Source organism: Alteromonas oceanisediminis (assembly GCF_018474025.1).
Classification (GTDB): domain Bacteria; phylum Pseudomonadota; class Gammaproteobacteria; order Enterobacterales; family Alteromonadaceae; genus Alteromonas_E; species Alteromonas_E oceanisediminis.
Map to the genome: position 1 here is coordinate 16,604 of NZ_JAHCTA010000001.1, position 26,570 is coordinate 43,173.

The 26,570-nt window shown below is 46.5% G+C and carries 25 protein-coding genes and 1 tRNA gene; 16 read left to right on the plus strand and 10 right to left on the minus strand.

The window, feature by feature from the left end; genetic code table 11:
- Positions 1 to 30 precede the first annotated feature (30 nt).
- Together uvrB and KIU71_RS00100 are read right to left on the minus strand one after the other, a co-directional pair.
- Positions 31 to 2,046, minus strand: coding sequence for an excinuclease ABC subunit UvrB (gene uvrB / locus KIU71_RS00095; protein WP_214129048.1), 2,016 nt, complete (start codon positions 2,044 to 2,046; stop codon positions 31 to 33).
- A 7-nt stretch (positions 2,047 to 2,053) separates the two neighbouring features.
- On the minus strand, positions 2,054 to 3,433 hold the full coding sequence (locus tag KIU71_RS00100; RefSeq protein ID WP_315853216.1) for an MATE family efflux transporter: 1,380 nt from the start codon (positions 3,431 to 3,433) through the stop codon (positions 2,054 to 2,056).
- Between the two features lie 910 nt (positions 3,434 to 4,343).
- On the opposite strand from KIU71_RS00100, the gene KIU71_RS00105 reads away from it, so the two are divergent.
- The 8 genes from KIU71_RS00105 to nth all read left to right on the plus strand — a co-directional run bounded on the left by KIU71_RS00105 (position 4,344) and on the right by nth (position 10,785).
- A tRNA-Asn gene (locus KIU71_RS00105) sits at positions 4,344 to 4,420 on the plus strand.
- Between the two features lie 196 nt (positions 4,421 to 4,616).
- Positions 4,617 to 5,198, plus strand: coding sequence for an electron transport complex subunit RsxA (gene rsxA / locus KIU71_RS00110; protein ID WP_214129049.1), 582 nt, complete (start codon positions 4,617 to 4,619; stop codon positions 5,196 to 5,198).
- On the plus strand, positions 5,198 to 5,764 hold the full coding sequence (gene rsxB, locus KIU71_RS00115) for an electron transport complex subunit RsxB (protein ID WP_214129050.1): 567 nt from the start codon (positions 5,198 to 5,200) through the stop codon (positions 5,762 to 5,764). Before rsxA ends, rsxB begins: the two co-directional genes overlap by 1 nt.
- A 6-nt stretch (positions 5,765 to 5,770) precedes the next feature.
- Positions 5,771 to 7,708: an electron transport complex subunit RsxC gene (gene rsxC / locus KIU71_RS00120; protein WP_214129051.1), complete on the plus strand. Its 1,938-nt coding sequence runs from the start codon at positions 5,771 to 5,773 to the stop codon at positions 7,706 to 7,708.
- Complete coding sequence (gene rsxD, locus KIU71_RS00125; RefSeq protein WP_214129052.1) at positions 7,705 to 8,766, plus strand: electron transport complex subunit RsxD; 1,062 nt, start codon at positions 7,705 to 7,707, stop codon at positions 8,764 to 8,766. The genes rsxC and rsxD overlap by 4 nt, the downstream gene beginning before the upstream one ends.
- Before the next feature lie 4 nt (positions 8,767 to 8,770).
- Positions 8,771 to 9,430: an electron transport complex subunit RsxG gene (rsxG, locus tag KIU71_RS00130; protein WP_214129053.1), complete on the plus strand. Its 660-nt coding sequence runs from the start codon at positions 8,771 to 8,773 to the stop codon at positions 9,428 to 9,430.
- Complete coding sequence (locus KIU71_RS00135) at positions 9,427 to 10,131, plus strand: electron transport complex subunit E (RefSeq protein ID WP_214129054.1); 705 nt, start codon at positions 9,427 to 9,429, stop codon at positions 10,129 to 10,131. Before rsxG ends, KIU71_RS00135 begins: the two co-directional genes overlap by 4 nt.
- 21 nt (positions 10,132 to 10,152) lie before the next feature.
- Complete coding sequence (gene nth, locus KIU71_RS00140; RefSeq protein WP_214129055.1) at positions 10,153 to 10,785, plus strand: endonuclease III; 633 nt, start codon at positions 10,153 to 10,155, stop codon at positions 10,783 to 10,785.
- A gap of 201 nt (positions 10,786 to 10,986) precedes the next feature.
- Here nth and KIU71_RS00145 read toward each other — a convergent pair whose 3' ends face one another.
- On the minus strand, positions 10,987 to 11,754 hold the full coding sequence (locus KIU71_RS00145; RefSeq protein WP_214129056.1) for a hypothetical protein: 768 nt from the start codon (positions 11,752 to 11,754) through the stop codon (positions 10,987 to 10,989).
- A gap of 23 nt (positions 11,755 to 11,777) precedes the next feature.
- Positions 11,778 to 12,584, minus strand: coding sequence for a CPBP family intramembrane glutamic endopeptidase (locus tag KIU71_RS00150; RefSeq protein WP_214129057.1), 807 nt, complete (start codon positions 12,582 to 12,584; stop codon positions 11,778 to 11,780).
- A 231-nt stretch (positions 12,585 to 12,815) separates the two neighbouring features.
- On the opposite strand from KIU71_RS00150, the gene KIU71_RS00155 reads away from it, so the two are divergent.
- Positions 12,816 to 14,324 carry a winged helix-turn-helix domain-containing protein gene (locus tag KIU71_RS00155; protein ID WP_214129058.1) on the plus strand — a complete coding sequence of 503 codons (1,509 nt, stop codon included), beginning with the start codon at positions 12,816 to 12,818 and terminating at the stop codon, positions 14,322 to 14,324.
- 7 nt (positions 14,325 to 14,331) lie between these two features.
- Complete coding sequence (locus KIU71_RS00160) at positions 14,332 to 14,667, plus strand: hypothetical protein (RefSeq protein WP_390881763.1); 336 nt, start codon at positions 14,332 to 14,334, stop codon at positions 14,665 to 14,667.
- 581 nt (positions 14,668 to 15,248) lie between these two features.
- On the opposite strand, the gene KIU71_RS00165 is transcribed toward KIU71_RS00160, so the two are convergent.
- Positions 15,249 to 17,090 (minus strand): sensor domain-containing phosphodiesterase, encoded by a 1,842-nt coding sequence (locus KIU71_RS00165; RefSeq protein ID WP_214129059.1) that lies wholly within the window; start codon positions 17,088 to 17,090, stop codon positions 15,249 to 15,251.
- 669 nt (positions 17,091 to 17,759) lie between these two features.
- Here KIU71_RS00165 and KIU71_RS00170 point away from each other — a divergent pair.
- From KIU71_RS00170 to glpQ, 3 genes are all read left to right on the plus strand, one after another.
- Positions 17,760 to 18,521, plus strand: coding sequence for a gamma-glutamyl-gamma-aminobutyrate hydrolase family protein (locus KIU71_RS00170; protein WP_214129060.1), 762 nt, complete (start codon positions 17,760 to 17,762; stop codon positions 18,519 to 18,521).
- Positions 18,508 to 19,170, plus strand: a complete 663-nt coding sequence (locus KIU71_RS00175) for a TVP38/TMEM64 family protein (RefSeq protein ID WP_214129061.1) — start codon at positions 18,508 to 18,510, stop codon at positions 19,168 to 19,170. Before KIU71_RS00170 ends, KIU71_RS00175 begins: the two co-directional genes overlap by 14 nt.
- 76 nt (positions 19,171 to 19,246) lie before the next feature.
- Complete coding sequence (gene glpQ / locus KIU71_RS00180; RefSeq protein ID WP_214129062.1) at positions 19,247 to 20,290, plus strand: glycerophosphodiester phosphodiesterase; 1,044 nt, start codon at positions 19,247 to 19,249, stop codon at positions 20,288 to 20,290.
- Positions 20,291 to 20,297: 7 nt separating this feature from the next.
- Here glpQ and KIU71_RS00185 read toward each other — a convergent pair whose 3' ends face one another.
- Positions 20,298 to 21,173 carry a flagellar protein MotY gene (locus tag KIU71_RS00185; protein WP_214129063.1) on the minus strand — a complete coding sequence of 292 codons (876 nt, stop codon included), beginning with the start codon at positions 21,171 to 21,173 and terminating at the stop codon, positions 20,298 to 20,300.
- Positions 21,174 to 21,322: 149 nt separating this feature from the next.
- On the opposite strand from KIU71_RS00185, the gene rnt reads away from it, so the two are divergent.
- On the plus strand, positions 21,323 to 21,949 hold the full coding sequence (gene rnt, locus KIU71_RS00190) for a ribonuclease T (RefSeq protein WP_214129064.1): 627 nt from the start codon (positions 21,323 to 21,325) through the stop codon (positions 21,947 to 21,949).
- A 77-nt stretch (positions 21,950 to 22,026) separates the two neighbouring features.
- Here rnt and KIU71_RS00195 read toward each other — a convergent pair whose 3' ends face one another.
- On the minus strand, positions 22,027 to 22,632 hold the full coding sequence (locus KIU71_RS00195; protein WP_214129065.1) for a peroxiredoxin: 606 nt from the start codon (positions 22,630 to 22,632) through the stop codon (positions 22,027 to 22,029).
- A 179-nt stretch (positions 22,633 to 22,811) separates the two neighbouring features.
- Here KIU71_RS00195 and KIU71_RS00200 point away from each other — a divergent pair, with 179 nt between their 5' ends.
- Positions 22,812 to 23,006 carry a (2Fe-2S)-binding protein gene (locus tag KIU71_RS00200; RefSeq protein ID WP_214129066.1) on the plus strand — a complete coding sequence of 65 codons (195 nt, stop codon included), beginning with the start codon at positions 22,812 to 22,814 and terminating at the stop codon, positions 23,004 to 23,006.
- A 124-nt stretch (positions 23,007 to 23,130) separates the two neighbouring features.
- On the opposite strand, the gene KIU71_RS00205 is transcribed toward KIU71_RS00200, so the two are convergent.
- Positions 23,131 to 23,475, minus strand: a complete 345-nt coding sequence (locus KIU71_RS00205) for a Grx4 family monothiol glutaredoxin (protein WP_214129067.1) — start codon at positions 23,473 to 23,475, stop codon at positions 23,131 to 23,133.
- A gap of 224 nt (positions 23,476 to 23,699) precedes the next feature.
- Here KIU71_RS00205 and sodB point away from each other — a divergent pair, with 224 nt between their 5' ends.
- The gene (gene sodB / locus KIU71_RS00210) at positions 23,700 to 24,284 is read left to right on the plus strand and encodes a superoxide dismutase [Fe] (RefSeq protein WP_214129070.1); all 585 of its coding nucleotides are present in this window, start codon (positions 23,700 to 23,702) and stop codon (positions 24,282 to 24,284) included.
- A 42-nt stretch (positions 24,285 to 24,326) separates the two neighbouring features.
- Here the strand turns inward: sodB and KIU71_RS00215 are convergent, their stop codons facing one another.
- Together KIU71_RS00215 and aroC are read right to left on the minus strand one after the other, a co-directional pair.
- Positions 24,327 to 25,463 (minus strand): MFS transporter, encoded by a 1,137-nt coding sequence (locus KIU71_RS00215; protein WP_214129071.1) that lies wholly within the window; start codon positions 25,461 to 25,463, stop codon positions 24,327 to 24,329.
- Between the two features lie 3 nt (positions 25,464 to 25,466).
- The gene (gene aroC, locus KIU71_RS00220) at positions 25,467 to 26,567 is read right to left on the minus strand and encodes a chorismate synthase (RefSeq protein ID WP_214129072.1); all 1,101 of its coding nucleotides are present in this window, start codon (positions 26,565 to 26,567) and stop codon (positions 25,467 to 25,469) included.
- Positions 26,568 to 26,570 lie beyond the last annotated feature (3 nt).

Below are 26,570 nucleotides of genomic sequence, written 5' to 3' on the forward strand. Positions count from 1 at the left end.
GGCAAGGAATCATCAGAATACAATGCTTTCTTATGATAACGCGACAACCTGCTTGCGAAGCTGCTCAACTTCGTCGCGCAAACCAGCGGCTTTCTCGAATTCCAATTCACGTGCATACTCAAACATTTGCTTTTCAAGCTCAGCCACACGCTCCATTAACTGTGTCGCGTTCATTGCCTGATACGTTTTTTCTTTTTCAGCAACTTTACGCAATTTGATTTTACCCGAGGCAGGATGCGCGGTCCCACCTAAGTCCATGATGTCAGTGATAGGCTTATTCAGCCGCATTGGCACCACATTGTTTTCTTCGTTAAACGCTATCTGCTTGGCGCGGCGACGCTCTGTTTCGTCTATCGCTCGTTGCATACTGCCCGTTATTTTATCGGCATACATAATGGCTTTGCCATTGATATGACGCGCGGCTCGGCCAATGGTTTGGATCAGTGATTTCTCGGCGCGTAGAAATCCTTCCTTATCGGCGTCGAGTATCGCCACCAGCGACACTTCAGGCATGTCCAAGCCTTCCCGTAGTAAGTTAATTCCCACCAGTACATCAAACTTACCTAAGCGTAAATCACGAATAATTTCAATTCGTTCAACGGTATCGATGTCGGAGTGTAAATAACGCACTTTAACGCCGTGCTCGTTCAGGTACTCACTGAGATCCTCTGCCATGCGCTTAGTCAGCGTGGTAATCAACACACGCTCATCCAATTCAACGCGTTTAGCGATTTCAGACAGTACGTCGTCAACTTGAGTGGCAACCGGCCGAATCTCCAGCACGGGGTCAAGCAACCCGGTCGGACGCACAACCTGCTCGACCACATCCTCACCACAGCGTTCCAATTCGTACTTGCCGGGGGTTGCCGACACGTAAATGGTTTGCGGCGAGATATGTTCGAACTCTTCAAACTTGAGCGGACGATTATCCAACGCCGAAGGCAATCGAAAACCGTATTCAACTAAGGTTTCTTTGCGCGAGCGATCCCCCTTGTACATCGCGCCAATCTGAGACACGGTGACATGAGACTCATCGATGAAAAGCAACCCGTCGGCAGGAAAATAATCCAATAAGGTTGGGGGCGGTTCACCCGGCGCCCGACCCGACAAGTAACGAGAGTAATTCTCAATACCTGAGCAATAACCCAGCTCCAGCATCATCTCAATATCGAACTGAGTACGCTGTGATATCCGCTGCTCCTCGAGTAACTTCATATTATCTTTGAGTTGTGTTTTACGCTCGTTCAGCTCGGCCTTTATTGAATCAACGGCATTGAGGATTTTTTCTCTTGGTGTGACGTAGTGCGTCTTTGGAAAAATGGTAGTACGCACAACTTCTTTATCCAGTGCACCGGTTAACGGATCGAAAATACTGATCTTATCGATTTCTTCGTCAAACAATTCCACACGCACCGCATGCTTTTCAGAATCGGCCGGGTAAATGTCAATGACATCACCACGCACTCGAAAACTTCCGCGCTCAAAAGCAATGTCATTGCGTTTGTATTGCAGCTCCGCCAGACGACGCAGAATATCGCGCTGATCCATCGTGTCGCCTTTACGCAAATGCAATAACATTTTCATATATGATTCAGGATCGCCCAAGCCATAGATCGCTGAAACACTGGCAATAATCACAACGTCCCGACGCTCCATCAACGCTTTTGTGGCAGACAAGCGCATTTGCTCAATATGGTCGTTTATCGACGCATCTTTCTCGATAAACGTGTCAGTAGTTGGTACGTAGGCTTCAGGCTGGTAATAATCGTAGTAAGAAACAAAATACTCAACCGCGTTGTGAGGAAAAAAATCTTTCATTTCACCATATAGCTGTGCAGCTAAGGTCTTATTATGCGCCAGAATCAAGGTGGGTCGCTGTACGTTGGCAATAATATTCGCCATGGTAAAGGTTTTACCCGAACCGGTGACACCGAGCAGGGTTTGCGTGGCTAACCCATCATTGAGACCTTCAGTAAGTGCATTTATCGCGGTAGGCTGATCGCCTGCCGGTTGATACTGTGAAACGAGTTGAAACTCACGGCTCATAACTATCCTATTGCTCTATTGCGGTGGCGTTTTGGATATCGCGCAAGATAGTGCGTCTAAACCAAACGAATGAAACACTCGCCATCAAGAGATTGGCCAGTACCCCTCCCCAAAACATGCCTTCTAGATTATACAGTAAACTTCCTACGTAGGAGATGGGCACAAAGAATATAAACAAACGGATAATACTCAACACCAACCCCGACATGGGTTTGTGCATTGCATTAAACGACGAATTGGTCAGTATCACCACGCCCTGTAAACCATAGCCTAAGGGTACTATCATCAGGAATAATTGGATCAAGGCCGCCACCTGCGCGTCATCGGTAAAGGCGGCCGCAATGAAAGGTGACAATAACCACATAATAAAAAATACGCCCAACTGCCAGAACATCACAAATTTAATGGATAACGAATACGCCTCTCTAACCCGATGGATATGGCCAGCCCCAAAGTTCTGACTGACTAAGGGCGGTAACGACATCGACAATGCCAAGACGACGATGCTTGCCATCGACTCAAGCCGATTACCTACGCCCCACGCGGCCACTGCCCCAGCTCCATAGGCAGCCACTAGCTTAGTCATAATTCCCCCCGCGATGGGGGTCAACATATTTGCGCCTGCTGCTGGCAAGCCAATTTTTAACACGCCTGCACTACTGCGTTTGAGTTCAGTCCAGTTCAGCAACCGAGGTTCTATGAGTTTTCGCTGAACAGCGAGCAAATACAAAATCCATACGACACTGATACCCCAAGCCACCATCGTCGCCACAGCAGCACCTTGGATCCCCATCGCCGGAACAGGCCCCCAGCCGAAAATCAGTAGCGGATCGAGTGCTGCATTAATGCCCCCTCCTGCCGCCATGATCAAGCTTGGCGTTTTAGTATCTCCGGATGCGCGTAAAATGCTATTCCCTACCATGGGAATTGCTAAGAACACCCCGGCAACGTACCACACGATCATATAATCATAAATGTACGGCATCAGGAGTTCAGAAGCGCCTAACCAGTGAAAAACGGGCTGAATAGTGATTGCGCCGATAATGGCGAGCACACCGACCAACAGCGCCGACAAAATTAAAGCGCCTGTACCGGTTTCCTTAGCGTGCGTTTCATCTCCGCTCCCCAGATAACGCCCGATGATGGCTGACGTCCCGATCCCTAACCCAATATTCAGACTAATTAGCGTAAAAGTCACTGGGAACGTAAAACTGATTGCTGCCAGTTGCTGCGTACCTAACAGGCTGACAAAAAACGTGTCCACTAATCCAAATGTCATCAACATGATCATGCCGTAGATCATTGGGATCGTCATCTTGCGCAACGTGGTGGGAATATCGGCTGCCAGTAAGTCTCGTCGTTGTGTTTTTTTTGTTTGGACAGTCACGCCTGTTCTCAATGAGTGGTTCGCTGCTGCACAATCGCAACAGCCAGTGAATAATACCAAGTTTTCAGCCCATCGCTTAATCACATTTTAAGCTTTATCAGGACGTAAAAATCTTTTGCAGTCTATGGCTGTGTTGTGAGCCACAAGCCACCTTATCGACTTAAACGCTCACCGCCATCTTTTTTCGTCGAACTCACTGCATTAACGGAACAGTGGTTGTGAAAAAGACAAAGTGTCACTTTTCAGATACGCAAGTTACCCACAGCGAGCGTCAATCCGTTGGCGTGCATTGCACAGAATGTCAGCAAAAAACGCATAAATTGCGCCTTTATCAAACGATTAGCGGAAATAACACACAGGCAATGAGAGCGATCTACAAACTTGCAACCATTTCAATAGCTAAAAAGCCCAAAACGGATAAACCACTGTTTTACCTGAGTAAATTATATTTTTTCAGTTTTTAACAAGCTTTCCTATTGACACTGAAACGAAGATTTGAAGCACCGTTCCGCGTCATTATTCACAGAGTTATCCACAGAAATAGTGGATAACTATAAAAACCTAATAAAACCGCCATGTTAACGGCAGTTGGTTATTTATTAGGTAAGTCACCACTAACCGTTGTAGCGGCAGAGAACCATGACACTTTTGTGAATCACTGACAATAAGTACAGTAGTCAACGCATTTTTAATAACTTTTAGTTAGGTGAAATGAAATATGATGGTTATTTTAGAATTAGTTTACAGTCCAACTACCTGCGATCAATTCTAAATCGATACCGTCAATTTGCATTCTTGCACTAGAGTGATGTTAGTTTGAGCGATTCACAAATTAATTACTAAAATAGGCATAAGGGCTGTTGACACTGCCATCGATGCTCATTAATATTCGCGTCCGTTGAAAAGCCGGTCCCCCTTAGCTCAGTTGGTTAGAGCGACGGACTGTTAATCCGCAGGTCCCCCGTTCGAGTCGGGGAGGGGGAGCCACTTTACTGCTGGCTCGCGCGTTATCATTCCTCATCTATTTCAAAATAATAACCTTAGATTTATCAAGTTGTTAATTGGCACATAAACAGCGATAATTAGCCATATCATTTGCTTGTTTGCAAACGCTAAAAACACGTTTAACGTAGCGCAAAGCCTTTTGGGGCGCATTGAATTGAAAATCGATATTGCATATTAGATGACAGATTTCCTACTTCTGCTGGTCAGCACCGTTTTGGTGAACAATTTTGTACTGGTCAAGTTTCTTGGGCTTTGCCCCTTCATGGGTGTGTCTGGCAAGCTTGAAACTGCCATTGGAATGTCAATGGCCACAACGTTTGTACTCACCATTGCCTCGGTATCGAGCTATTTAGTGGAAACCTACGTTTTAATGCCGCTAGGTATCGAATATTTGCGCACGCTCAGTTTCATACTCGTCATCGCGGTGGTTGTACAATTTACGGAAATGGTTGTGCATAAAACCAGCCCGACTTTGTACCGTCTTTTAGGTATTTTCTTACCGCTTATTACTACCAACTGCGCTGTGCTGGGCGTGGCTTTGCTGAATGTTACTGAGCAGCACACCTTTATGCAGTCTATTTTTTATGGTTTCGGTGCCGCACTCGGATTTAGTCTGGTCTTGATCCTGTTTGCCGCGATGCGTGAACGTCTCGCGGCGGCAGATGTACCTGCCCCGTTTAAAGGCGCATCAATTGGCATGATAACCGCCGGGCTCATGTCACTGGCTTTTATGGGCTTTGTCGGTTTGGTGAAGTTTTAATGCTGTTTTATGCCCTTCTCTCCATCGGCGCATTGGCATTGCTATTTGGCGCAATCCTTGGCTATTCGGCAATCCGTTTCCGCGTTGAGAGTGACCCCTTAGTTGAACAAATAGACAGTATCCTGCCGCAAACGCAATGTGGTCAATGTGGCTACCCTGGCTGTAAACCCTATGCAGAGGCAATAGCGAATGGCGATGACATCAACAAGTGCCCTCCCGGTGGTGAAGCAACCATTAAGCAATTGGCTGAACTTATGGGGGTGGAACCCAAACCTCTTGACGCTGCGCATGGCGTAGAAGATGTTAAAAAAGTCGCGTTTATCCGTGAAGATGAGTGCATTGGCTGTACCAAGTGTATCCAAGCTTGCCCGGTCGACGCGATCCTGGGTGCTGCGAAACAAATGCATACGGTTATTGTTGATGAGTGCACTGGATGCGACTTGTGTGTTGAACCTTGCCCAGTCGATTGTATCGACATGGTTCCGCTAGAGCCTACTGCCCAATCGTGGAAATGGGACTTAAACAACACGCCCGCTGGCGACATTCCGATTAAAATGGTGTCTTAACGGGTTATGAATACATTGTATGAAGCCGTCATTGAACGGTTGGATCAAAATAATTTGTGGCAATTCCCCGGTGGCGTACATCCGCCGGGACAGAAAGAACGCTCCAACACTCAGCCGATTCAGCGCATGTCGATACCGGAAGTGCTTTATGTGCCGGTAAAACAACACACGGGTGTGGAAGGCGACATCATTGTCACCGTGGGCGAGTCGGTATTAAAAGGTCAGCCTTTGACCCGCAGCAGCCTGCCATTTGCAGTGCCAGTGCATGCACCGACCTCAGGTAAGATCACCGAAATAACGCCTCAGCCTAGCGCTCACCCGAGCGGCGTGCCCGAAATGGCCATTACCTTAGTCCCTGATGGCAACGACACCTGCGCAATGCTCAAACCGTTGTCACAATATCAGCAACTCCCCAAGAGTACAGTGATCGAAGCCATTTGTGATGCTGGGATCAGTGGCCTTGGCGGTGCTGGCTTTCCAACACACATTAAAGTTTCCCCCACTAAGCCTATTGATTTTTTAATCATCAACGGGATTGAATGCGAACCTTACATCAGCTCCGATGACCGATTGATGCGTGAGCACGCTTGGCAGATCCGTCAAGGTATCGATGTGTTAAATTATCTCATTGAGCCCAAGTGCATCATCGTAGCGGTGGAAGATAATAAACCTCAGGCGATTGAAGCGTTAACAATTGCATGCCAAGACAGCGAACATTACCGCGTGGTGAGCGTTCCAACGGTGTATCCCGCTGGCGGCGAGAAACAGCTTGTTCAGGTACTGACTGGCCGCGAAATACCGCGCAAAGGCCTACCTGCGGATGTGGGTTGCGTGATGTTCAATGTCGGTACGTGCTATGCGATTGCCGACGCTATTTTCAGTGGTAAGCCGTTAACAGAGCGCGTAGTCACCATTACCGGCAGTGCCATTGAAGAGCCTCAAAACGTCTGGGCGATGTTGGGTACACCGGTGCTGCACTTACTCACTCACGCGGGTTATTTGCCTCACAAGCAACAAGAGCAGCATGTGATCATGGGCGGCCCGATGATGGGATTCACCGTCACTCGTTTAACCGTACCTGTGGTTAAGATCACAAACTGTTTGCTAGTACCTGCTAAAAATGAACTACCCGCCCCTGAGGATGAACGCGCGTGCATTCGCTGCGGGTTTTGTGCAGATGTTTGCCCCGCTACCCTGCTGCCTCAACAGTTGTATTGGTACAGCAAATCCAAAGAGTATGACAACGCAGAAGAGTATAACCTGTTCGATTGTATAGAGTGTGGAGCCTGCGCCTATGTCTGCCCCAGTGAAATTCCGTTGGTGCACTATTATCGTAAAGCCAAGGCTGATATACGCAATCTCCGTGATGAGAAAGACAAATCTGATAAGGCCAAAGCGCGCTTCGAAGCACGTAAAGCCCGGTTGTTAGCCGAAAAAGAAGCCCGTGAAGAAAAACACCGGTTGGCAGCGCAAGCGCGTAAACAGGCGATGGAAAAATCTGACAGTGGCGCGAAAGACAAGATTGCAGCGGCATTAGCCAGAGCGAAAGCCAAGAAATCCCAATCTACTGAAAATAGTGAATCGCCTCAAAGCACTGCCCAAGAGAAGAAGGCGCAGGTGCAAGCTGCCGTTGCCCGAGCAAAAGCCAAAAAAGCACAAACCGCCCAAAACGAAACAACGAGTGCGGATAAAAAAGCGCAAGTACAAGCCGCCGTTGTCCGAGCAAAAGCCAAAAAAGCACAAACCGCCCAAAACGAAACAACGAGTGCGGATAAAAAGCCCGATGCTGACACCGCTTCGAATAACAAAACGTCAGGTACTCAGGTTCAGGATCAACCAGAGATGAGTGATGCCGAGCGACAAAAACGTGAAAAAATCGCTCAAGCCATTGCTCGCGCAAAAGCGCGTAAACTCAATCAACAAAATTCCAGCGGCGACTCATGAAACTGTCACTTCGTAGCTCTCCCCACCAGCATGTTCGCCGCGACACCGGCGCAGTGATGCGGCTTGTGTGTTATGCGGCCCTACCCGGCATTGCCGCACAAGTAGTATTTTTTGGGTGGGGAGTTATTGTTCAACTGATACTTGCTATCACAACCGCCATTTTAGCCGAAGCGGCCGTTCTGCTGTTGCGCAAGAAAAGCCTTGAACGCACGCTCAGCGATTACAGCGCCCTGCTGACTGCACTGCTATTAGCCATTAGTATTCCGCCGCTTGCGCCTTGGTGGGTCATTGTGATTGGGAGTGTGTTCGCTATTGTGGTGGTGAAACAACTCTACGGAGGCCTCGGGTACAATATGTTTAACCCTGCAATGGCAGCCTACATCATGTTACTGATCAGTTTTCCGGTACAAATGACACAGTGGCTTCCGCCGCAATCTATCGCCGAAAATAGTGCAAGTATCATCGACGCTGCGTCCGTCGTGTTTACCGGGTTCACGTTAGAAGGCTATAGCATTGCTCAGTTGCAGGTAAATGCAGATGGCGTGACCATGGCGACACCATTGGATTCGGTGAAAACAGCATTGCTTTCAGGGCAAACTTACTCTGAATCGCTCAATTCACCTATGTTTAATGGCGCGGCAGGTAAAGGCTGGTTGTGGGTCAGTATCGCCTATTTGGTGGGTGGTTTAGCTTTAATAAAATTACGCGTGATCAGTTGGCACATCCCAGGCAGCTTATTGCTCGCCGTCGCTGCTACAAGCTTAATGTTTTACGCCGTATCGCCGGATAACTTCGCGTCACCGTATTTTCACCTGGTCAATGGCAGTGCCATTATTGGCGCCTTTTTTATTGCAACCGATCCTGTTTCTGCGAGCACCACTCCTCGCGGGCGAATGGTGTTTGGTGCGTTGATTGGTTTTTGGATTGTCATCATCCGCTTGTTTGGCAACTACCCCGACGCCGTGGCCTTTGCCGTCGTCATTATGAATATGGCAGTGCCACTTATTGATTATTACACTCAACCTCGTACTTACGGGCACAGCAGAAGGTCGCGGTAGTAATATGTTAAGAAGTGCCTCGAAAAACGGTCTCATCCTCGCGGGTTTCGCGGTCGTCACCACAGCGCTCATTGGCTTAACCTATGTGTTTACCAAAGATACGATTGCCCAGCAGAAGCAAACTTTGCTGCGTAATACCATTGAACAAGTGATGCCAGCCAGCTACTACTCAAATGATATCGCGCAAAGCTGTTTACTTGTGTTCGACCCTGTACTTCACGCCAGCGAACCACAACGCATTTATCAGGCACGCAATGAGGGGCAAGCGACTGGATACGTAGTCGAAACAACCGCACCCAATGGCTATAGCGGAAACATTCATCTATTAATGGGTGTGCTACTGGATGGCACGGTGACCGGCGTACGCGTGCTTGATCACAAGGAAACACCGGGGCTTGGCGATAAGATTGACCTGCGGATCAGCGACTGGATCCTTTCCTTCAGCGGAAAACGCGTGACAGACGAGACCGCAGACGCATGGGAAGTGAAGAAAGACGGAGGTCAGTTTGACCAGTTCACTGGCGCGACTATTACGCCGCGCGCCGTGGTGAATCAAGTTGAACGCACGGTTCTTACTGTACGATCAAATGTGCAACAATGGCTGTTATCGGGGCAGACCTGTGATAGTAAACCCGATGAAAACATGCAGGAGCCGCAAGCATGAGTGATATTAAGCAGGAAATTAACACCCTTACATGGCAAGGGCTATGGCGAAATAACCCGGCATTGGTTCAGCTCCTAGGATTATGCCCCCTTCTCGCCGTCACTGCCACCGTCACTAATGGCTTAGGGCTTGGAATAGCCACCACATTGGTATTGATAGGCTCTAATATCACTGTGTCGCTGGTTCGCAATATTGTACCAAATGAAATTCGTATCCCTATTTTTGTGATGGTCATCGCCGCGTTTGTAACCATTGTCGAGTTGGTAATGAACGCCTACACCTACGAGCTATTTTTGGCGCTGGGCATATTTATTCCACTGATTGTAACTAATTGCGCAATTATCGGGCGAGCTGAAGCCTATGCATCGAAAAACCCAGTGGGGTTTGCGGCCTATGATGGTCTGAGCATGGGCTTAGGATTTACCGTCGTTTTGATTGCACTCGGTGTCGTTCGGGAAATACTCGGTTACGGTACCCTGTTCAGCGGCGCAGAATTGCTGCTAGGTGATTGGGCCAGCGTGCTCAAGATCACGCTGTTCACCACTGAAAGCCCTTTTTTACTTGCCATATTACCGCCGGGCGCCTTTCTTGCGATGGGCTTACTAATCGCTGCTAAAAATGCACTGGATTTGCGCATTGCCAGCATCGCCAAGGTCCCATCTGAAAAACAAGTGCAGCGTGCACGTGTCACTGCGGAATAGCGCTGGAGCATAGGAATATCGATGAACAATGCCAAACGCCGGGAAATTCTCACACGGCTGCGTGATGCCAACCCCCATCCAACCACAGAGCTTAATTTTTCTACACCGTTTGAGTTGCTCGTTGCCGTTACACTGTCGGCGCAAGCGACAGATGTGGGTGTGAATAAGGCGACTGACAAGCTGTTTCCCGTCGCCAATACACCTGAAGCGATTTACGCGTTGGGTGTTGAAGGGCTTAAGCAATACATTAAAACGATTGGTTTGTTTAACGCCAAAGCAGAAAACGTTATCAAAGCCTGCAAAATCTTGATCGACAAACATGATTCACAAGTGCCGGAGGATCGCGAAGCACTAGAAGCGCTACCCGGGGTAGGCAGAAAAACGGCGAATGTTGTGCTCAATACGGCGTTCGGCTGGCCTACCATCGCGGTGGATACGCACATTTATCGTGTCAGTAATCGAACCAAGTTCGCGATGGGTAAAACCGTTGAAAAAGTGGAAGAAAAGCTGATAAAAGTTGTGCCCGCCGAATTCAAAATCGACGTGCATCACTGGTTGATCCTGCATGGGCGTTACACCTGTCTAGCCCGCAAACCCCGCTGTGGTTCTTGCATCATTGAGGATTTGTGTGAGTTTAAAGACAAACTTGAGTAACAATTTGGTTGCTAAGAAAAGTCACAGCGCAGCGGTTAAAAGGCTTGGGCGAGTGGTCTACGTTATTATAAAGTTCTTCCATCCGTTATGAATTAGTCAGCGTTGTTAAAAGTGTCGCAATCACTTATTAAGATAAATTGTTCCACGCTTTTCCATACGCCTTTCTTTGGATCGTGTTACGACTTAAACAGACAAAGGACCTCAGGGTAATAGCTTCTCGTCGTGGTTGTTAAATCCTTTTTGGCGCTCCATTATTTGCATATCAGTTATCGTAGTTTGAACCCAATCATTAATAGATATAAATAATCCATAATGCCCTTCAAGTTGCCTTGTTTCCTTAGATACATAGAGTGGCCCGGAACTAGATACTTCATCAAAATCTAATTTAACATCAAATGTCGTAACTTTGACTAGCAATGAGGGTGAAAAAGGTTGTGGCGCAAAAATACGCATGCCTGTGAATGAGGGTTTCAACTTACTCACTGAAACCTCTGTCACTAGTCGCTCCTGAAGTAGCTTATTGGCATGAGATAACTCTTCTATTTCCTCAGAATCCGTTTGAGCTTGCACTGTTGTTGGAACTTGAAAATACCAGCTAGCCTCTGTTTCTCGCACTAGTTTTGCTTGTTGAGTATATTCACGTGGCATTGTTACCAAAATGAACCTATTCCAATTAACATCAGCCTCCTTATCTACTTCTCCTTTGGACCTAAGCAACTCAGATTTAACTGGAAATCCGTTTCGCTGAGTAATGCGCGCTAATTGGTAGTCCCCATGTTTGTTTTGCTCATGCTGAAGAAACATCAATGTATAATCAGACATTGGGCCCAATTTACGTTGCTGCAAATCCTCCTGCGCCATCTCTAGCGCGTCAAACGCAGCTTTACTATCCTGTGACGCAGCATAAGTAAAGTTTAAATAGCCTAAATGCAACGCAATAATTAGTACAAGGACGCTAAAAGATTTCACAATCCACCTCTTACTTTATTGGTCTAAGCTGTTTTACTTTGCGTGGTCTCACGCCAATATTGGCGAATACCGAAGTGCCCTGGCAAAATACTGATGACGAATATGAACGCGACTAATCCCGTCAATGTCGCTATATCGGTGGGTGTATTCACAAAATTAGGATCGAAATAACTATTAATATTAGCAACAGCATTGATGAATCCATGTACTAAAACTGCTGGCCAAATACTGCGCGTATATATCACTGCGCCAGCAAAGCCAAATCCTATCAATGTGGCATAAATAACCTGAGCTACGACCTCAACAGCAAATCCGTTGAGCAAATTAAGCAAGTGCACTAAACCAAAGATAACAGCCTGCGCAATAGCCGCTTTGTATACTCCAGCTCTGGTATTCCCCCATGCTTTAAGTAATATGCAAAAAGCGATTGCGCGCATCATGGTCTCTTCAAACACACCTGTGCTGGCATTATCAATTAGCCAAAACCAAAACGTTGCAACATCGAACTGCAGGGTATGCCACTCCACTCCGAAAAAATTGACAATCCCCAAGCTTGCCAGAGGTAGCATCGCAAGTGGCCATCGCTTACCCCAGCGATGAACAGGAGTAGATATAAATCCTGCTTCGAGCCAGCATAAGCGCGACATCAATGCAATCACTATCCCACCACTGAGTAACCTTAATACCGTTGCAAAATATTCCCTTCCTATTTCTGGATGAACGGCTCCTAGGATTACAGCTCCGAGTTGTGTAAAGATAATCAATACCAGCACGGTTACTGCTGCACCAAGTAAGGGGTGGTTTTTAAAAAAGCGTTCTAATGACTGCATAGTGATGGACCTTAGAAATGAAATATGTGAATTGTTAATAGTCGACTTGAGCTTGTCATCCTGTTAAATAGACGCCACTGAAATATTCTGAAAAAACCTGAAAGGCCACTCACGGAGTCTACAGGCACTCGAAAATATTTAACTTTCCCAAAATAAAGTGATTTATTACTGATCTGTAAATAAATTGCTGTACCATCGCTTGGATAAGTCTCATAAAAGTCGTTTGTTACGTTGCAGTATTATTTCTCCACCGCCGGTCGGTATGTCTACCCGCAAAATGGACAGATCCTTTACGGTGACAAAACCATCAAGCTTCGACCAAAAACCATGCAGCTACTGACTTTGCTGCTGGAAAGTGCAGGGAAAACCGTATCCAAGAAAGTAATACTTGAAACCGTTTGGGATGACGTGGTGGTTGACGATCAAGTGATTTTCCAGTCAATTAAAGAATTGCGAAAAATATTTGCCCATGAGCAGGTGATAAAAACCCTGCCCAGAAAAGGTTATATCTGGTTGCCACCAGTAGAGCAGTTTGCAGGAAAACCAGAAAAAGTAGTAAGCCCTACTGTATCTATAGGAAAATTTCGCAAAGGGTTGGTAGCGATCGGCATTGCTTTGATCGTGATCATTGGCGTTTTAGTCAGTTTTACAAAAAGCCACCAATACGATAAGCCTATTAGTGGGTCACTTATGGTATTACCCGTCAACAATCAAATTATGGATGCTGATCACAAATGGGTGCGATACGGCGCAATGGATCAATTAATTCAGCGCTTACACTCCACGGATACCGCTGGCGTGCTGCAAACCGACTATGTGTTCGAGGTCATGGCGAGATCCAAAATGCCAAGCAAGGCTTTCGCTAAGGAACACATTGAACAAATTTTTCAGATTTCTGGTGCCAGCTTGATTGTCGAAATGACATTGGCAGGCTCACCAAAAGATTATCAATTATTGTATTCACTTTATTACCGAAACAAAATTGAAAAAGGCACGATTTCAAATGAGCAGGTCGTTGTAGCCGTAGATAATTTAGCTCGCATAATTGGCAATCGACTTGATAAAAATTATGAGCTTCCAACTACTAGATACGCATCTTCATTAGCTAATGAAATTCTGGCTAATGCGCTTGAGCTCAATCAAAAGGGCGAGTTTAATCAAGCCGTCGATTTACTTAAGGCAGCGATTATTACCAACCCTCTAGCTGTCATGGAAAGACGTATTCTGGGGCAATTGTTAGTTGAGCGACATTACCCATTCCAGCAGGCTGACAATGTTTTGCAACAAGGTATCTTGCAAGCGAGAAGAACTGACAACCAAAAGGAACTTATACGTCTCAACTTTTGGCAAGGTATGAATCATTTGCAGAACGGAAACCTAGAAGATGCCCAGACCTTTTTTGCAGTTGCGAGGGAAGGCGCCAACTTATCAAAAGACTGGCTATATTTGGCCTATCTGGAAGAAATCAAAGGGCTAATTTTTCAGGATCAGGGAGAGTTTACGAAAGCAAAAATGGCTTTTCACAAAGCAATGGATCATCATCAGATCATGCAATGCCCTTTGGGATATACCAACGGCCTAATTAACCTGTCACAACTAGCCTACGCCCAAAATCAACACGATCAGGCGATAGAAATCGCGCAGCAAGCACTGAATGTGGTTAATGACAGAGAATTAGTCGATAAAAAACGTGACGTAGAAAAATGGTTGAGACGACTTAATTCGGAACAGTCTGAATGAAACAGTTATAAATGTATTACAGCTAAGCGGCACGCGAACTGATTACGTTCAAGCAACCACTAAACGTAAACCGTTCTATCTACTTTTATTATCATTCGGCTGGCCTACCATCGCGGTGGATACGCACATTTATCGTGTCAGTAATCGAACCAAGCTCGCGATGGGTAAAACCGTTGAAAAAGTGGAAGAAAAGCTGATAAAAGTTGTGCCCGCCGAATTTAAAATTGACGTGCATCACTGGTTGATCCTGCATGGGCGTTACACCTATGTAGCCCGCAAGCCCCGCTGTGGTTCTTGCATCATTGAGAATTTGTGTGAGTTTAAGGATAAAGCAGAAAACTAAAGCGTGTTGATCTTTGCGGTAGATTTTTGCAGCCGTTTGATAGCAATCTAAACAAGGCTGAGCGAACGCCGTTGAGTTATTCTACATCAGCGAGCGAAAAGGCTTGTAAATTGTTATCAAGCGCGGCCCACTGGGTTCAGTTCTATGGCTTGGTGCTTATTAAATTAAGTCTTATCGGTGTCACCTCTAGGAGTGGAGTTGCATGTTTTGGACTAAAATTAATCCACGATCCAGTTAACGAACGCTCTGCTTCAACCCTAAATAGGTGACGTGCCTTAAAGTAAAACTTCTTCAAACAAATTGTGTAATTTCTCGCCCGAATCGCCGTTTGTAAAAGTACAAACCCTAATTTACTTAGCCCATACACCGTAAATCCAGATTGAAAATCGCCATTATTTCCCCCATGAAAATATCTGGTGCCATAATGCGATGTACCAAGCCCTACACTAAGCTCCCAAGCTAAAAGTTTATTGCTCCTATAATCGTATGAATCGGTCGGAACGATTGATTGGGGCGAGAACATTGCCAGAAGCGATTCTGGCCTGAGGTATTTATCTGAAAATAATTTCGTTAGAAGAGGCTTAGTCGTTATTCTGCAGCAAGTTCTGGAGCAAACCAGTTGGCATCGGTTTGTAGAAATAATAGCCCTGTATCAAATTGCAGCCCATCGCAGTGAGCATTTCCAATTGTGCTTTGGATTCGACACCTTCGGCGACACTTTGCATACCTAAGTCTCTCGCCATCGAGATAATTGAGTTACACAACGCAGCTGACTGACCCTTCTCAGTAATATCGTGTACAAACGACATATCAACCTTCAAAGTTGATATCGGCATTTTTTTTAAATAAGACAGATTTGAAAATCCTGTCCCAAAATCGTCTAGAGAAAAACTGATGCCTACCTCATAAAAGCGCTGGATGACGGCAAGGCAAAACTCCATATCATGGAACACAGAGCTTTCTAGTATTTCAATGTCAATATCACTCGGGTCCAACCCGTATTCGTCTAGGTTCGTTAATAGAAATTCATAGAAACTTGGATCGACTAATGTTTCACCCGTCAGATTAATCGATAGTTTCGGCACTTTTTTTCCCATTTCTTTCCAGTACGCCGCTTGGCACAAAGCAGTCTTAAAAATCCACTTTTCAAGATAGAGGGTACTATTTATCCCCTTGGCACATTCAAAGATATCTAACGGAGAAACAAAGCCGTGCGTTGAATGCTGCCAACGCAGCAAGCATTCCAAACCGACAATCTCATTACCATCCGTTGACACTTTTGGCTGATAAACCAAACCCAGCTGGTTTGTATTTATTGCGTCCAACAAGCCCCCAGCAATATCAAAATGCTTAGTGATAAGTGCTCGCGTTTCTGTGGTCACCTTAACTAACTGCACACCGGACTTTTGGGGCCTAATTTGGCTCATCACTAATTGCATGGAGCGTATGGACTCTCTAAACAAGGTATGCTGTGAAGTTTCAATCGCGTAAACGATATCTATGTGGGGATATACGTCAGAAACAGATGTCGACACAATTTCTCTGAGTGAAAACTCCATTTGCGAAAGTTTCTGCTCTAATTCCAATGACCCTGTATCGCTATCTAAACAAGCGAATACCCCCAGTTGCCTTGATTTTAAGCGACCCACATAAAATGTATTTATACCTTTTAAACAATGTCTGAGCCTTTTACTCGTTTCCCATATGACTTGATCAGCGACAATTCGACCGTACGAGTTGTTGAGCATATTAAAATTAACAATATCAATACAGATAGTAGCAAACGGTTTTTGATGAATGTTTGTATCACGATATCGTTCGACTGCGTCAAAAAGGGCATCACCCCACAACGTATTCGTCACGGGATCTTTTTTCGCGATAAAGGAGTTTTGCATACGCTCATCTGTTTCGTCGCTGAAACCAAACATTTCTTGGCGAACCAGTTCGGCAAACTTGATTAACCGGCGAGAGTCTTTTTTCCCGAACACTCTCGGTTTAGTATCGATGATACAGAGCGTGCCTAAAGGCAAACGATTTTCATCCCGTATTACAGCTCCCGCATAGAATTGAATAAAGGGGTCACCGGTCACTAATGGATTGTCTTTGAATATAGGATGACAAGTGGCATCTTCTATTACAAATATCTCATCTTCATGAATGGCATGGGCACAAAACGCCACATCTCTTGAAGTCTGCGTCGACGCTAAACCACACCGTGATAGGAACCATTGTCGCTCGGCGTCAATAAGGGATACTAGGGCAATTGGCGCTTCGAAAATATCAGCTACAAGGAGAGTAATTTTGTCAAAACGTTTAGAAGGTGGCGAGTCGAGTAGATGAGTCCTTTTCAGAGCAGATAATCGCTGCTTTTCTTGATCGTGCAAACGAGCGACATACGGAAGCGTATTTAATGTCAGATCCATTTACATATTCCTCAAAAACTTATCCGCTTCCCAACGATTGAAAACATTTATCGCAAGCATTTTTCAAAAAATGCGTTTTTCATCAATTGAAAAAATACGATTATTTGCTTCAAAATACACTGCGTGTATCATAACATAAATAGCGGTTAGATTAGGCTCGTTTAAGTAATTAATTTCACTTTCAATACGACTTTGCCTGACATACCTGTTCACCCCTAACGGGGACACTATTTAAATAGCTTACAATGCAGAGCTAAACTTTGCGAGAAAGCGAAAGATAAGTGAAGTATTTACAAACTGGCTATATAATTCCGGCCACTTACTGAGTTTTGGATCTAGACTTTGCATCAAAAGCAATCAGTGAGTAGTTTTTACCGCTGCATCGGAAAATCCTGCGGTTGCTAGTCGTTTGTCTACGGACTGCACGACAGTGCACTCAAAAAGTCCAGACATGACACTACCCAATTTTTTAGCGCTAAACCCCGCAAAGCAAACTACGTTTATCTATTAATTTCAGAAGCTTACCTTTATTTCGCGGTGGCCATAAGTGAGTCTAAGTTTGCGTGATTCGTTGCTACTAAGTCAAAATAACAAATAGGCTTTATCTCAATTTCAGTGGCTCGCTAATTGCAACGGGTACCCCTTAATCATCAGTTTCTAGCGAGTCAAATGCGTAGTAGTCAAAAGCCGAACATCGTCGTCACTGGGCCGGATTCAGGCGGTTTTACGGCATGGATTTTTACAGCCATGCAAATCCGCCTTGCCGGTGGCCAGCCAATCCGGGTTACGCCATCTCGATATACGTCATCTCTGAATTTTGATGGTGTTGTATTGGGTGGGGGCAGCGACATTCACCCTAGCCGCTATCAGGCGCCCCCCAATGAAGCAGTTCATCGTTCAACGTGGTTGAAGATCAAAGAAGCCTTTTGCTATCCGATGGAATTTTTTTCTCAATGGACAAAAGGCGGTTATGATGAGCCCCGTGATGCGATGGAGATTGATGTCATTGAAAAAGCGATCCGCGAGAAAAAACCCATTTTGGCCATCTGCCGCGGTCACCAGTTGCTTAATGCGTATCTTGGTGGAACGATAGCTCAATCAACACTGCCCTTACTCAAAGGGAAGATGCGGATCAGAAGCCCGTTTGCACGTAAAATCGTCAAGCAAACGAAAGCGACGTCGGTGCTAAGGCAGTTGATCCCCTCCACCCGTTTCAGGGTCAACGCCATTCATAGTCAAGCGGTGGTCAACCCAGGCGAGTCGATGCGTATCACCGCCATCGAGCGCAGCGGGATTATCCAAGCGGTGGAAAGTGACAATGATCAGCCAATTGTCAGCGTACAATGGCATCCAGAGTATTTACTGTATTTAAAAAATCACCGTAGTCTATTCGAGTGGTTAATCAAAAAGGCACAACATGAAGCAGAATAAATGGTTCGTTATCGCAGTTATCGTGGCAATTGTTGCCGCGTTAGTTGCGGTGTACTTTCTAACGCCTATCAATGAGTACCTTAAAGTCGACAAAATTGTTGAAGTCACTGAAGAGGTTCCTACAACTTTCTCAACGGCATTGATATTTTTAGGAATATTCCTACTCGGTGGCGCGCTGATGATCCCTATCCCACTGATGGCGATGGCGGTCGGCTTGGTATTTAATATCTGGGTAAGTGTGTTGATTGTGGTGTGTGGATTTGTGCTTGCCGGGATGAGTGGTTATGGCATAGGTATGCTCATCGACCCGCAGTCGTTTGGCGAAAAATTTGGCGGCAAAGTTGATAAAGTCCGGGAACAGGTGGATGACCGAGGAGTATGGGCTCTTCTTGCTTTGCGTCTGGCACCGACTCCGCCTTTCACTATCACGAGCATTATCAGTGGCTCCCTCCGCATCAAACTTTGGCAGTATGTGCTGGGAACCACCTTGGGCATTGCACCTCTGGGCCTGAGTGCAGCTTTCTTTGGCAAAGGTGCCATAGAACTCATGCGGGAACCCTCAACCATCGCGGCAAGCTTTTTGGTTGCAGCCGCAATAGTGTATATCGCTTTTCGGGTGATTAAGAAACGTAAAGCTGCTCAAGCCTGAGCGATGTTGGCCATGGCGACAGATACTAAACTGTGATATTCCTAACCAAAGGTTTGGTTGAAAGCAGTACTGCTATATGAAAAATATCGTTTTTTGCATCATCGCGTTTTTGTGTATTTTTGGTCGTGGTGCGTTCGCTGACGCAAACGAAAGTAGCCAATCAAACGCGGATCATGCCAAGAGTTCACCTAGTGTAGTCGCGCATCGCGGCGCCTCAGGCTATTTACCTGAACATACGCTGGAAGCTGCCGTACTCGCTTATAATCAGGGTGCCGACTACATTGAGCAAGATTTGGTGTTAAGTCAGGATAATGTGCTGATCGTTTTACACGACATTCACCTAGAGCGCACCACTGATGTAGAGCATCAATTCCCCAACCGTGCCAGAGAGGATGGTCGTTTCTACGCCATTGATTTTACGCTGGCAGAACTCAAGCAATTGCATGTACATGAGCGGGCTAACGCCGATGGCAGTTTGGTATTTCCCAATCGGTACAAAGGTCAGGCAGCATTCTCGCTGGCAACATTTGAAGAGCACATTGCGTTGGTTAACACCTTAAATCAAGTGCGTGGGCGAAACGTAGGGCTGTACCCTGAAATCAAAGCCCCCGCCTGGCACCGTGCTGAAGGTAAAGACATCAGCTCGCAGGTGCTGACGGTATTGAAACGACATGGGTATGCGGATGCCGACGATCCTGTGTTACTGCAATGTTTTGACTTTAACGAAATTAAGCGAATTCGGCATACGCTTAACAGTGAATTGCGTTTGATTCAGTTGCTCGCCGAGAATAGTTGGCAAGAGTCGAACAACGATTATGACTACCTGAAAACAAATGAGGGGCTTGCTGAAATCGCTGCGGTCGCACAAGGGATTGGCCCCTGGTTTCCTCACGTGTACGATGTCGAGCGCAGTCAAGCGACTTCACTGGTTACCGACGCTAAAAAACACGGTTTGTTAATTCACCCCTACACGTTCAGAGCGGATCAACTGCCAGCCAATATGACTGCACCACAAACGCTAGACATTTTGTTTAAACAGCTTGAGGTTGACGGCGTGTTTACTGATCACACAGATACCGTGGTCGGCTATCTGCGCCGCCAGCGCGCAGAAACAGACTGAGCACCTGTTACGATTTCGCCATGCGAACCACAACCCGCCGGTTTTGCGCGCGATTGGCTTCCGTGTTATTTGGGGCCACGTGCCGTTTTTCACCGTGTCCGGTGACATCAATACGCGCTGGACTTACTCCCATATTGGCAAAGTAATCGCGGATCTCATTGGCGCGTCGAATGGATAGTTGCTCGTTGGTCCAGCGCCCGCCATAGCTATCGGTATAGCCATCCACCAACACCAATGAAAGCGCGCTATCTTCGCGCAGATAATTTCCAATCATTTCCAAGCGGCGCTCAGAATAGGGTGTGAGCTCCACCGAGTTTTTCTTGTAACTCAACACGGTGTAAGCGATGTCTTCAAAGCTATAAGGGAGCAACTGCGAAACGCATTGACCGAATTGTCGATACGCGGGTAGAAAATTAGCCGCGTTTAAACCCACCGACACTTTGTCGTATTCGTTGTACCAATCTTGATAATAAATGGTTGGCCAATACCCTTTCTCCAGCTCGCTGAGCATAGTCCATGCTGTGCGCTCTGGAAGATCACCGTTGTATTGCGTGCGCAATGGCATTTCAGCGAGAGGCTTCTGGGCTTCACCGGGCATCCACCGTGGTGGTACTGAATAAACCGCCGCGACACCGAACGTTTTCGGTAACAGGCGCATATCCAATTCAAATTCCATATTCAATTGCTTTGACGCGGCACTGTAAAAAAGTGCTTTCCCATAACCCGGAATTTCATGTTCCAAGACACACTGGATACGCGACTGATTAGTCAACTGCCAGTCAGATGACTCGATGGTGGCGGCATATTGGCGCATATTGGCTAGCGTCGCGGTACTCAGCAAGGAAACGAACAACGCCGTTGAAAAAATAAAAATACGCGACATATCAACTCCTAAATCTATGCCTTATTATCGTCATGGTAGCAGAAAAGTTTAGTCCTTTACTGGATACCTTCTATCGATATTGTCATACTCTCAAACCTAAACCGTTATCACGAATCGAGCTTACGCTCGTTAAACCATAAGTATACTGCATGCCCTACCCCTCTGAATTATTAGCTGAGCGCTTTCGTGGCTACTTTCCCGTTATTATCGATGTAGAGACGGCTGGATTTAATCCGAATACTGATGCATTGCTTGAGTTAGCCGCAGTCACCGTCACGTTTGACGACAACAATCAACTGCAACCGGACCAACGAATTCACCATCACGTAGAACCCTTCGAAGGGGCTAACTTAGAACAGGCTGCGCTTGATTTTAATGGTATCGATCCGACTTGCGCGCTACGAGGTGCAATTTCAGAGCACGAAGCGATGCTGGATCTGTGTAAAAATATTCGGAAACTACAAAAAGCGGCGGGTTGTCAACGGTCAGTGATCGTGGCGCATAACGCTAGTTTCGATCAAGGCTTTATCAATGCAGCCATCGCGCGGTGCAATATTAAACGTACGCCGTTTCATCCATTTGTGTCATTTGACACGACGAGTTTAGCAGCACTCACTTTAGGTCAAACGGTGTTGGTTAAAGCGTGTCAGGCTGCAGAAATCGCCTTTGATCAGAAGCAAGCCCACTCCGCATTGTACGATGCAGAAAAAACCACAGAGCTGTTTTGTCACATGGTCAATCGATGGCAAAATTTAGGCGGCTGGCCACTCGCCTAACGCTTATGTCACGGTAAACGCCCACAAAAAAGGCTGCTAAACGCAGCCTTTTCCACTATAAGTCAATAACGACAACGTTATAGGTCGTCAGAGTTACCCGATAAGTACTTCGCCACGCCTTCTGGGCTTGCATCCATACCGGCCTTACCTTCCTGCCAGCCTGCAGGGCAAACTTCACCGTGCTCCTGATGGAATGCGAGTGCATCCACCATACGTAACATTTCGTCAATATTCCGGCCTAGCGGTAAATCGTTAACCACTTGATGGCGTACTAAACCATCTTCGTCAATCAAGAAAGAGCCACGAAATGCGACGCCATCGGTTGGATGCTCTACGTCGTATGCCTGACAAATCTCATGTTTTACGTCTGCGACCAGCGTATATTTCACTGCGCCAATACCACCTTGGTTAACCGGTGTATTGCGCCACGCGTTATGGCTAAACTGTGAGTCAATCGAAACACCAATAACTTCCACACCGCGTTTCTGGAATTCAGCGTAGCGCTTATCAAAAGCGATCAACTCAGAAGGACACACAAAGGTGAAATCAAGTGGATAAAAGAACACCACGGCTTTTTTGCCCTTGGTCGCTTCACTGAATGAAAATGAATCAACAATTTCACCGCTACCTAGCACTGCTGCTGCGGTAAAATCAGGGGCCGGACGTCCAACAAGTACGCTCATAATTATCTCCAGTTAGTTGTTTTATTAACTCATTTTAGTACACGCGTTGTATATAAGGCTGGTTCTGAAAAAACCAAGCATCAGCCTAAAAAACTACGCACAGAAACGCGCTGAAAAAACTTGCATGCAACATGAATAACAACTATTATCATTTGCAATGAAGTTTTCGGGCAAACTCTATGTACGTATGCATGTGTTACGGTGTTACAGACAAAGCGATCAAAAACGCGGTTAAAGAACATGGCGTTGGTAATCTGCGTGAATTAAACACTGTTCTCACGCTAGGTTCAGAGTGTGGCCGTTGCGTACAGATGGCTCAGCAAATTATCGATACCACCATTATAGACGACTCTTTATTCAAAGAAGTCTGCTAAGGTCAATCGGCCCAGAAACATTCGTTGCAGTAAACCTTCCACACTTAGCCACGCATCAGTTTCAAAAAAACATTCAAAAAAAATCAGGCATTAGCCTGATTTTTTAACGTCTTTCGCATCTTAACTATGATGCGTGCTTTTCCGCCGTTTCTTTGATGAGCGGTTGTAACTCGCCTTGTTGAAACATCTCAAGAACGATATCGCACCCGCCAATCAGTTCACCATCAACCCACAATTGAGGGAATGTTGGCCACTCTGCATACACGGGAAGCTCCGCGCGGATATCCGGATTTTGCAGAATATCCACATACGCGAATTGTTCGCCGCAAGACATCAGCGCTTGAGAAGCCTGCGATGAAAAACCACAACTTGGTAACTTAGGCGACCCTTTCATGTAGAGCAAGATAGGATTTTCAGAAATTTGCTGCTTAATTTTTTCAACGGTTTCAGTTTTGTCGTAGGATTCCATAATGCTCTCAATTGAATGTGAATGCGTAGAATATAGGGCCGACACAGTCGGCTTTCAAGCGCCCCCTTTAGACAAATTTTAGAATACACCCTTGGTGTTAAAAAAAATGACCCCATCTGTTAGTGAATCAGTAACTATACTGACTGTGGTTTGCTCGTTCACTGAGGATTTAGTGTCAGCGACAAACTCAATAATTTCTGTCAGGACCAAAATGGAGGCTATCAATGGCTTTTGAATTACCCGCACTACCTTATGAAAAAAACGCGCTAGAACCTCATATCTCATCAGAAACGCTTGATTATCATTATGGCAAACACCACGCCACTTATGTGACTAAGTTGAATGGCCTTATTGAAGGTACAGAGCTTGAGAACAAAGGCCTTGAAGAGATTGTCAAATCGTCTGATGGCGGTGTGTTTAATAATGCTGCGCAAATCTGGAACCATACGTTTTACTGGCACAGCTTAAGCCCAAATGGTGGCGGTGAGCCAAGCGGCGCTCTTGCTGATGCAATCAATGCCAAGTGGGGCTCTTTTGCTGACTTTAAAGCAGCCTTCAACGACAAAGCAGTGAATAACTTTGGTTCAAGCTGGACATGGTTAGTGAAGAATGCAGATGGAAGCCTGGATATCGTTAATACAAGCAATGCTGCAACGCCACTGACACACGAAGGCATCACACCATTGTTAACGGTCGACTTGTGGGAGCATGCTTATTACATCGACTACCGCAATGCTCGCCCTAAGTATCTTGAAGGATTTTGGGCATTGGTTAACTGGTCATTCGCCAGCGAAAATTTTGGCGCTTAATGGTCTGATTTGATAAACGCGAGCCCCGATATTCGGGGCTTTTTAATGCAAACGCACTCGAACCACCGGGAGTAAAACCAATCCCGCGATGACCGCGACACCGGCAGCCATAGTGAATGAAAGCTGCGCACCCGCACCGTCTTGCCACAAATGCCCTGCAAACCAGTTCCCCAATGCACCACCAAAACCGAACGCTACACTGATATAGATGGCTTGCGCACGACTTTGAAAGCGTTTGTCAAAATAGCGAAAGATAAAATGTACACTAGCCGCGTGAGTCAATCCAAAACTGAATGCGTGGATCAGTTGAGCCAAGGCCACTAACCAGAGGTCGTCGCCAAAAGCGCCCAATAGCTGCCATCTTGCTCCGGTAAACACGCAACTCACGATCAAAAGCCATTTAACCCCGACGCGCGCAATTAAGCGAGATGCGAGCATAAATATGATAACTTCAGCCACGACGCCCAACGCAATCATGATCCCCGTCGTTTGGCCACTGTAACCAAGATCGCGCATGTACAGTGCGAAAAAGCCGTAATATACGCCAAAACTGACCTGTAACAGCGTTGCTGATACGATGAACAGGATAAATGTGCGACGCAAAGCTCGGTGCCACTGACCTTTCACACGCTCAGCCGATTGCGACTTAGGTACTTTATCAGCAATCAATAGCGTGGATAAAAACAGCCCCGCTAGCACCAACGTGCTGACAACAACAGGCACCTCGCTGCCATGGATATCAATGAGATGACCGGTCAGCACGGTCAACACGATAAATCCGATACTGCCCCATAGTCTGACATTGCCGTAGCTGTGTTGAAAATATTCAGTTTGGCGTAGTGTAACCACTTCCAGTTGCGGCAACACGGCAGTCCAGAACATCATCATCAAGCCAAAGCAAAGCGTTAGCCACCAAAATTGCTGCGCCCAAAAAACGCCCACAAAACTCAACACGGTGAATAAACAGCCAAGCCTTAATACCAGAAGGACTTTGCCGCTACGGTCGGCTAAGCTTGCCCACAGTGAGGGTCCAAAGATCCGTGCAAACGTGATCAAGGCGAACAGTTCGCCAATTTGTGACGAACTAAACCCCCGACCATCGAGAAAAATGCCCAAATACGGTATGAGAACACCGAGTTGAGCAAAATACAGAAAGTAGGTGAGCGAGAGGCGTTTCACCGACTACGGTGCTTTACCCGCAATCACCGGTGTAGGCGACTGAACCCCAGCGTTTTGCGCTCGCTGGCGTAGTACGTGATCCATAATCACGATTGCCAGCATCGCTTCGGCAATCGGCACAGCACGTATGCCGACACACGGGTCGTGGCGACCTTTGGTGACAATCTCAGTGGCGTTTCCGTTAATATCGATGGTGTCGCCACTGATAGAGATACTGGACGTCGGTTTGAGTGCCATGTGCACCACCACATCCTGCCCGGTCGAAATGCCTCCCAACACGCCCCCAGAGTGATTGCTGGTGAAGCCATCAGGCGTGAGTGAATCGCGGTGCTCAGTGCCCTTTTGCATGATCACATCAAACCCGTCACCCACTTCAACGCCTTTCACGGCGTTGATACCCATCATAGCGTGCGCAATGTCGGCATCCAGCCTGTCGAACACCGGTTCACCAAGCCCGACCGGCATATTCGTGGCTACCACAGACACTTTGGCACCAATGGAATCACCGGACTTTTTCAGTTCACGCATGTAAGCATCCAAAGCCTCCAATTGATTTGAGTCCGGGCAAAAGAATGGGTTTTGATTGATTTGCTCTGGCTCAAGCAAATCCATCTTAATCGGGCCGAGTTGGGATAAATAACCAGTGATTTCAATGCCGTACTCGGTTTTCAGAAATTTTTTCGCAATACCACCGGCGGCAACTCGCACAGCGGTTTCTCTGGCGGATGAACGGCCACCACCGCGGTAATCTCGCGTGCCATATTTCTGTTGATAGGTGTAGTCTGCGTGACCAGGACGGAAGCGATCCGCAATTTTCGAATAATCCTGGCTGCGTTGGTCGGTATTTTTAATCAGCAAACCAATACTGGTTCCGGTCGTTTTACCCTCAAAAACCCCCGATAGGATCTGTACTTCGTCTTCTTCACGGCGTGCCGTCGTATAACGAGAGGTACCGGGCTTTCGCCGGTCTAAATCGCCTTGTAAATCGGATTCGTCCAACGCGAGGCCCGGAGGGCACCCGTCAACCACACCGCCAATAGCGACGCCATGGCTTTCGCCAAATGTGGTCACTGTAAAAAGTTTTCCGAAACTATTCCCTGACATGCT

Bases quoted from the DNA above. Each gene is read 5' to 3' on its own strand.
- KIU71_RS00200 (WP_214129066.1), top strand. From the start codon at position 22,812: ATGTACGTATGCATGTGTTACGGTGTTACAGACAAAGCGATCAAAAAC.
- aroC (WP_214129072.1), bottom strand. From the start codon at position 26,567: ATGTCAGGGAATAGTTTCGGAAAACTTTTTACAGTGACCACATTTGGC.
- KIU71_RS00185 (WP_214129063.1), bottom strand. From the start codon at position 21,173: ATGTCGCGTATTTTTATTTTTTCAACGGCGTTGTTCGTTTCCTTGCTG.
- KIU71_RS00205 (WP_214129067.1), bottom strand. From the start codon at position 23,475: ATGGAATCCTACGACAAAACTGAAACCGTTGAAAAAATTAAGCAGCAA.
- nth (WP_214129055.1), top strand. From the start codon at position 10,153: ATGAACAATGCCAAACGCCGGGAAATTCTCACACGGCTGCGTGATGCC.
- rsxB (WP_214129050.1), top strand. From the start codon at position 5,198: ATGCTGTTTTATGCCCTTCTCTCCATCGGCGCATTGGCATTGCTATTT.
- rsxG (WP_214129053.1), top strand. From the start codon at position 8,771: ATGTTAAGAAGTGCCTCGAAAAACGGTCTCATCCTCGCGGGTTTCGCG.
- KIU71_RS00165 (WP_214129059.1), bottom strand. From the start codon at position 17,090: ATGGATCTGACATTAAATACGCTTCCGTATGTCGCTCGTTTGCACGAT.
- KIU71_RS00170 (WP_214129060.1), top strand. From the start codon at position 17,760: ATGCGTAGTAGTCAAAAGCCGAACATCGTCGTCACTGGGCCGGATTCA.
- rnt (WP_214129064.1), top strand. From the start codon at position 21,323: ATGCCCTACCCCTCTGAATTATTAGCTGAGCGCTTTCGTGGCTACTTT.
- KIU71_RS00150 (WP_214129057.1), bottom strand. From the start codon at position 12,584: ATGCAGTCATTAGAACGCTTTTTTAAAAACCACCCCTTACTTGGTGCA.
- KIU71_RS00195 (WP_214129065.1), bottom strand. From the start codon at position 22,632: ATGAGCGTACTTGTTGGACGTCCGGCCCCTGATTTTACCGCAGCAGCA.
- rsxD (WP_214129052.1), top strand. From the start codon at position 7,705: ATGAAACTGTCACTTCGTAGCTCTCCCCACCAGCATGTTCGCCGCGAC.
- sodB (WP_214129070.1), top strand. From the start codon at position 23,700: ATGGCTTTTGAATTACCCGCACTACCTTATGAAAAAAACGCGCTAGAA.
- glpQ (WP_214129062.1), top strand. From the start codon at position 19,247: ATGAAAAATATCGTTTTTTGCATCATCGCGTTTTTGTGTATTTTTGGT.
- rsxA (WP_214129049.1), top strand. From the start codon at position 4,617: ATGACAGATTTCCTACTTCTGCTGGTCAGCACCGTTTTGGTGAACAAT.
- uvrB (WP_214129048.1), bottom strand. From the start codon at position 2,046: ATGAGCCGTGAGTTTCAACTCGTTTCACAGTATCAACCGGCAGGCGAT.
- rsxC (WP_214129051.1), top strand. From the start codon at position 5,771: ATGAATACATTGTATGAAGCCGTCATTGAACGGTTGGATCAAAATAAT.
- KIU71_RS00175 (WP_214129061.1), top strand. From the start codon at position 18,508: ATGAAGCAGAATAAATGGTTCGTTATCGCAGTTATCGTGGCAATTGTT.
- KIU71_RS00135 (WP_214129054.1), top strand. From the start codon at position 9,427: ATGAGTGATATTAAGCAGGAAATTAACACCCTTACATGGCAAGGGCTA.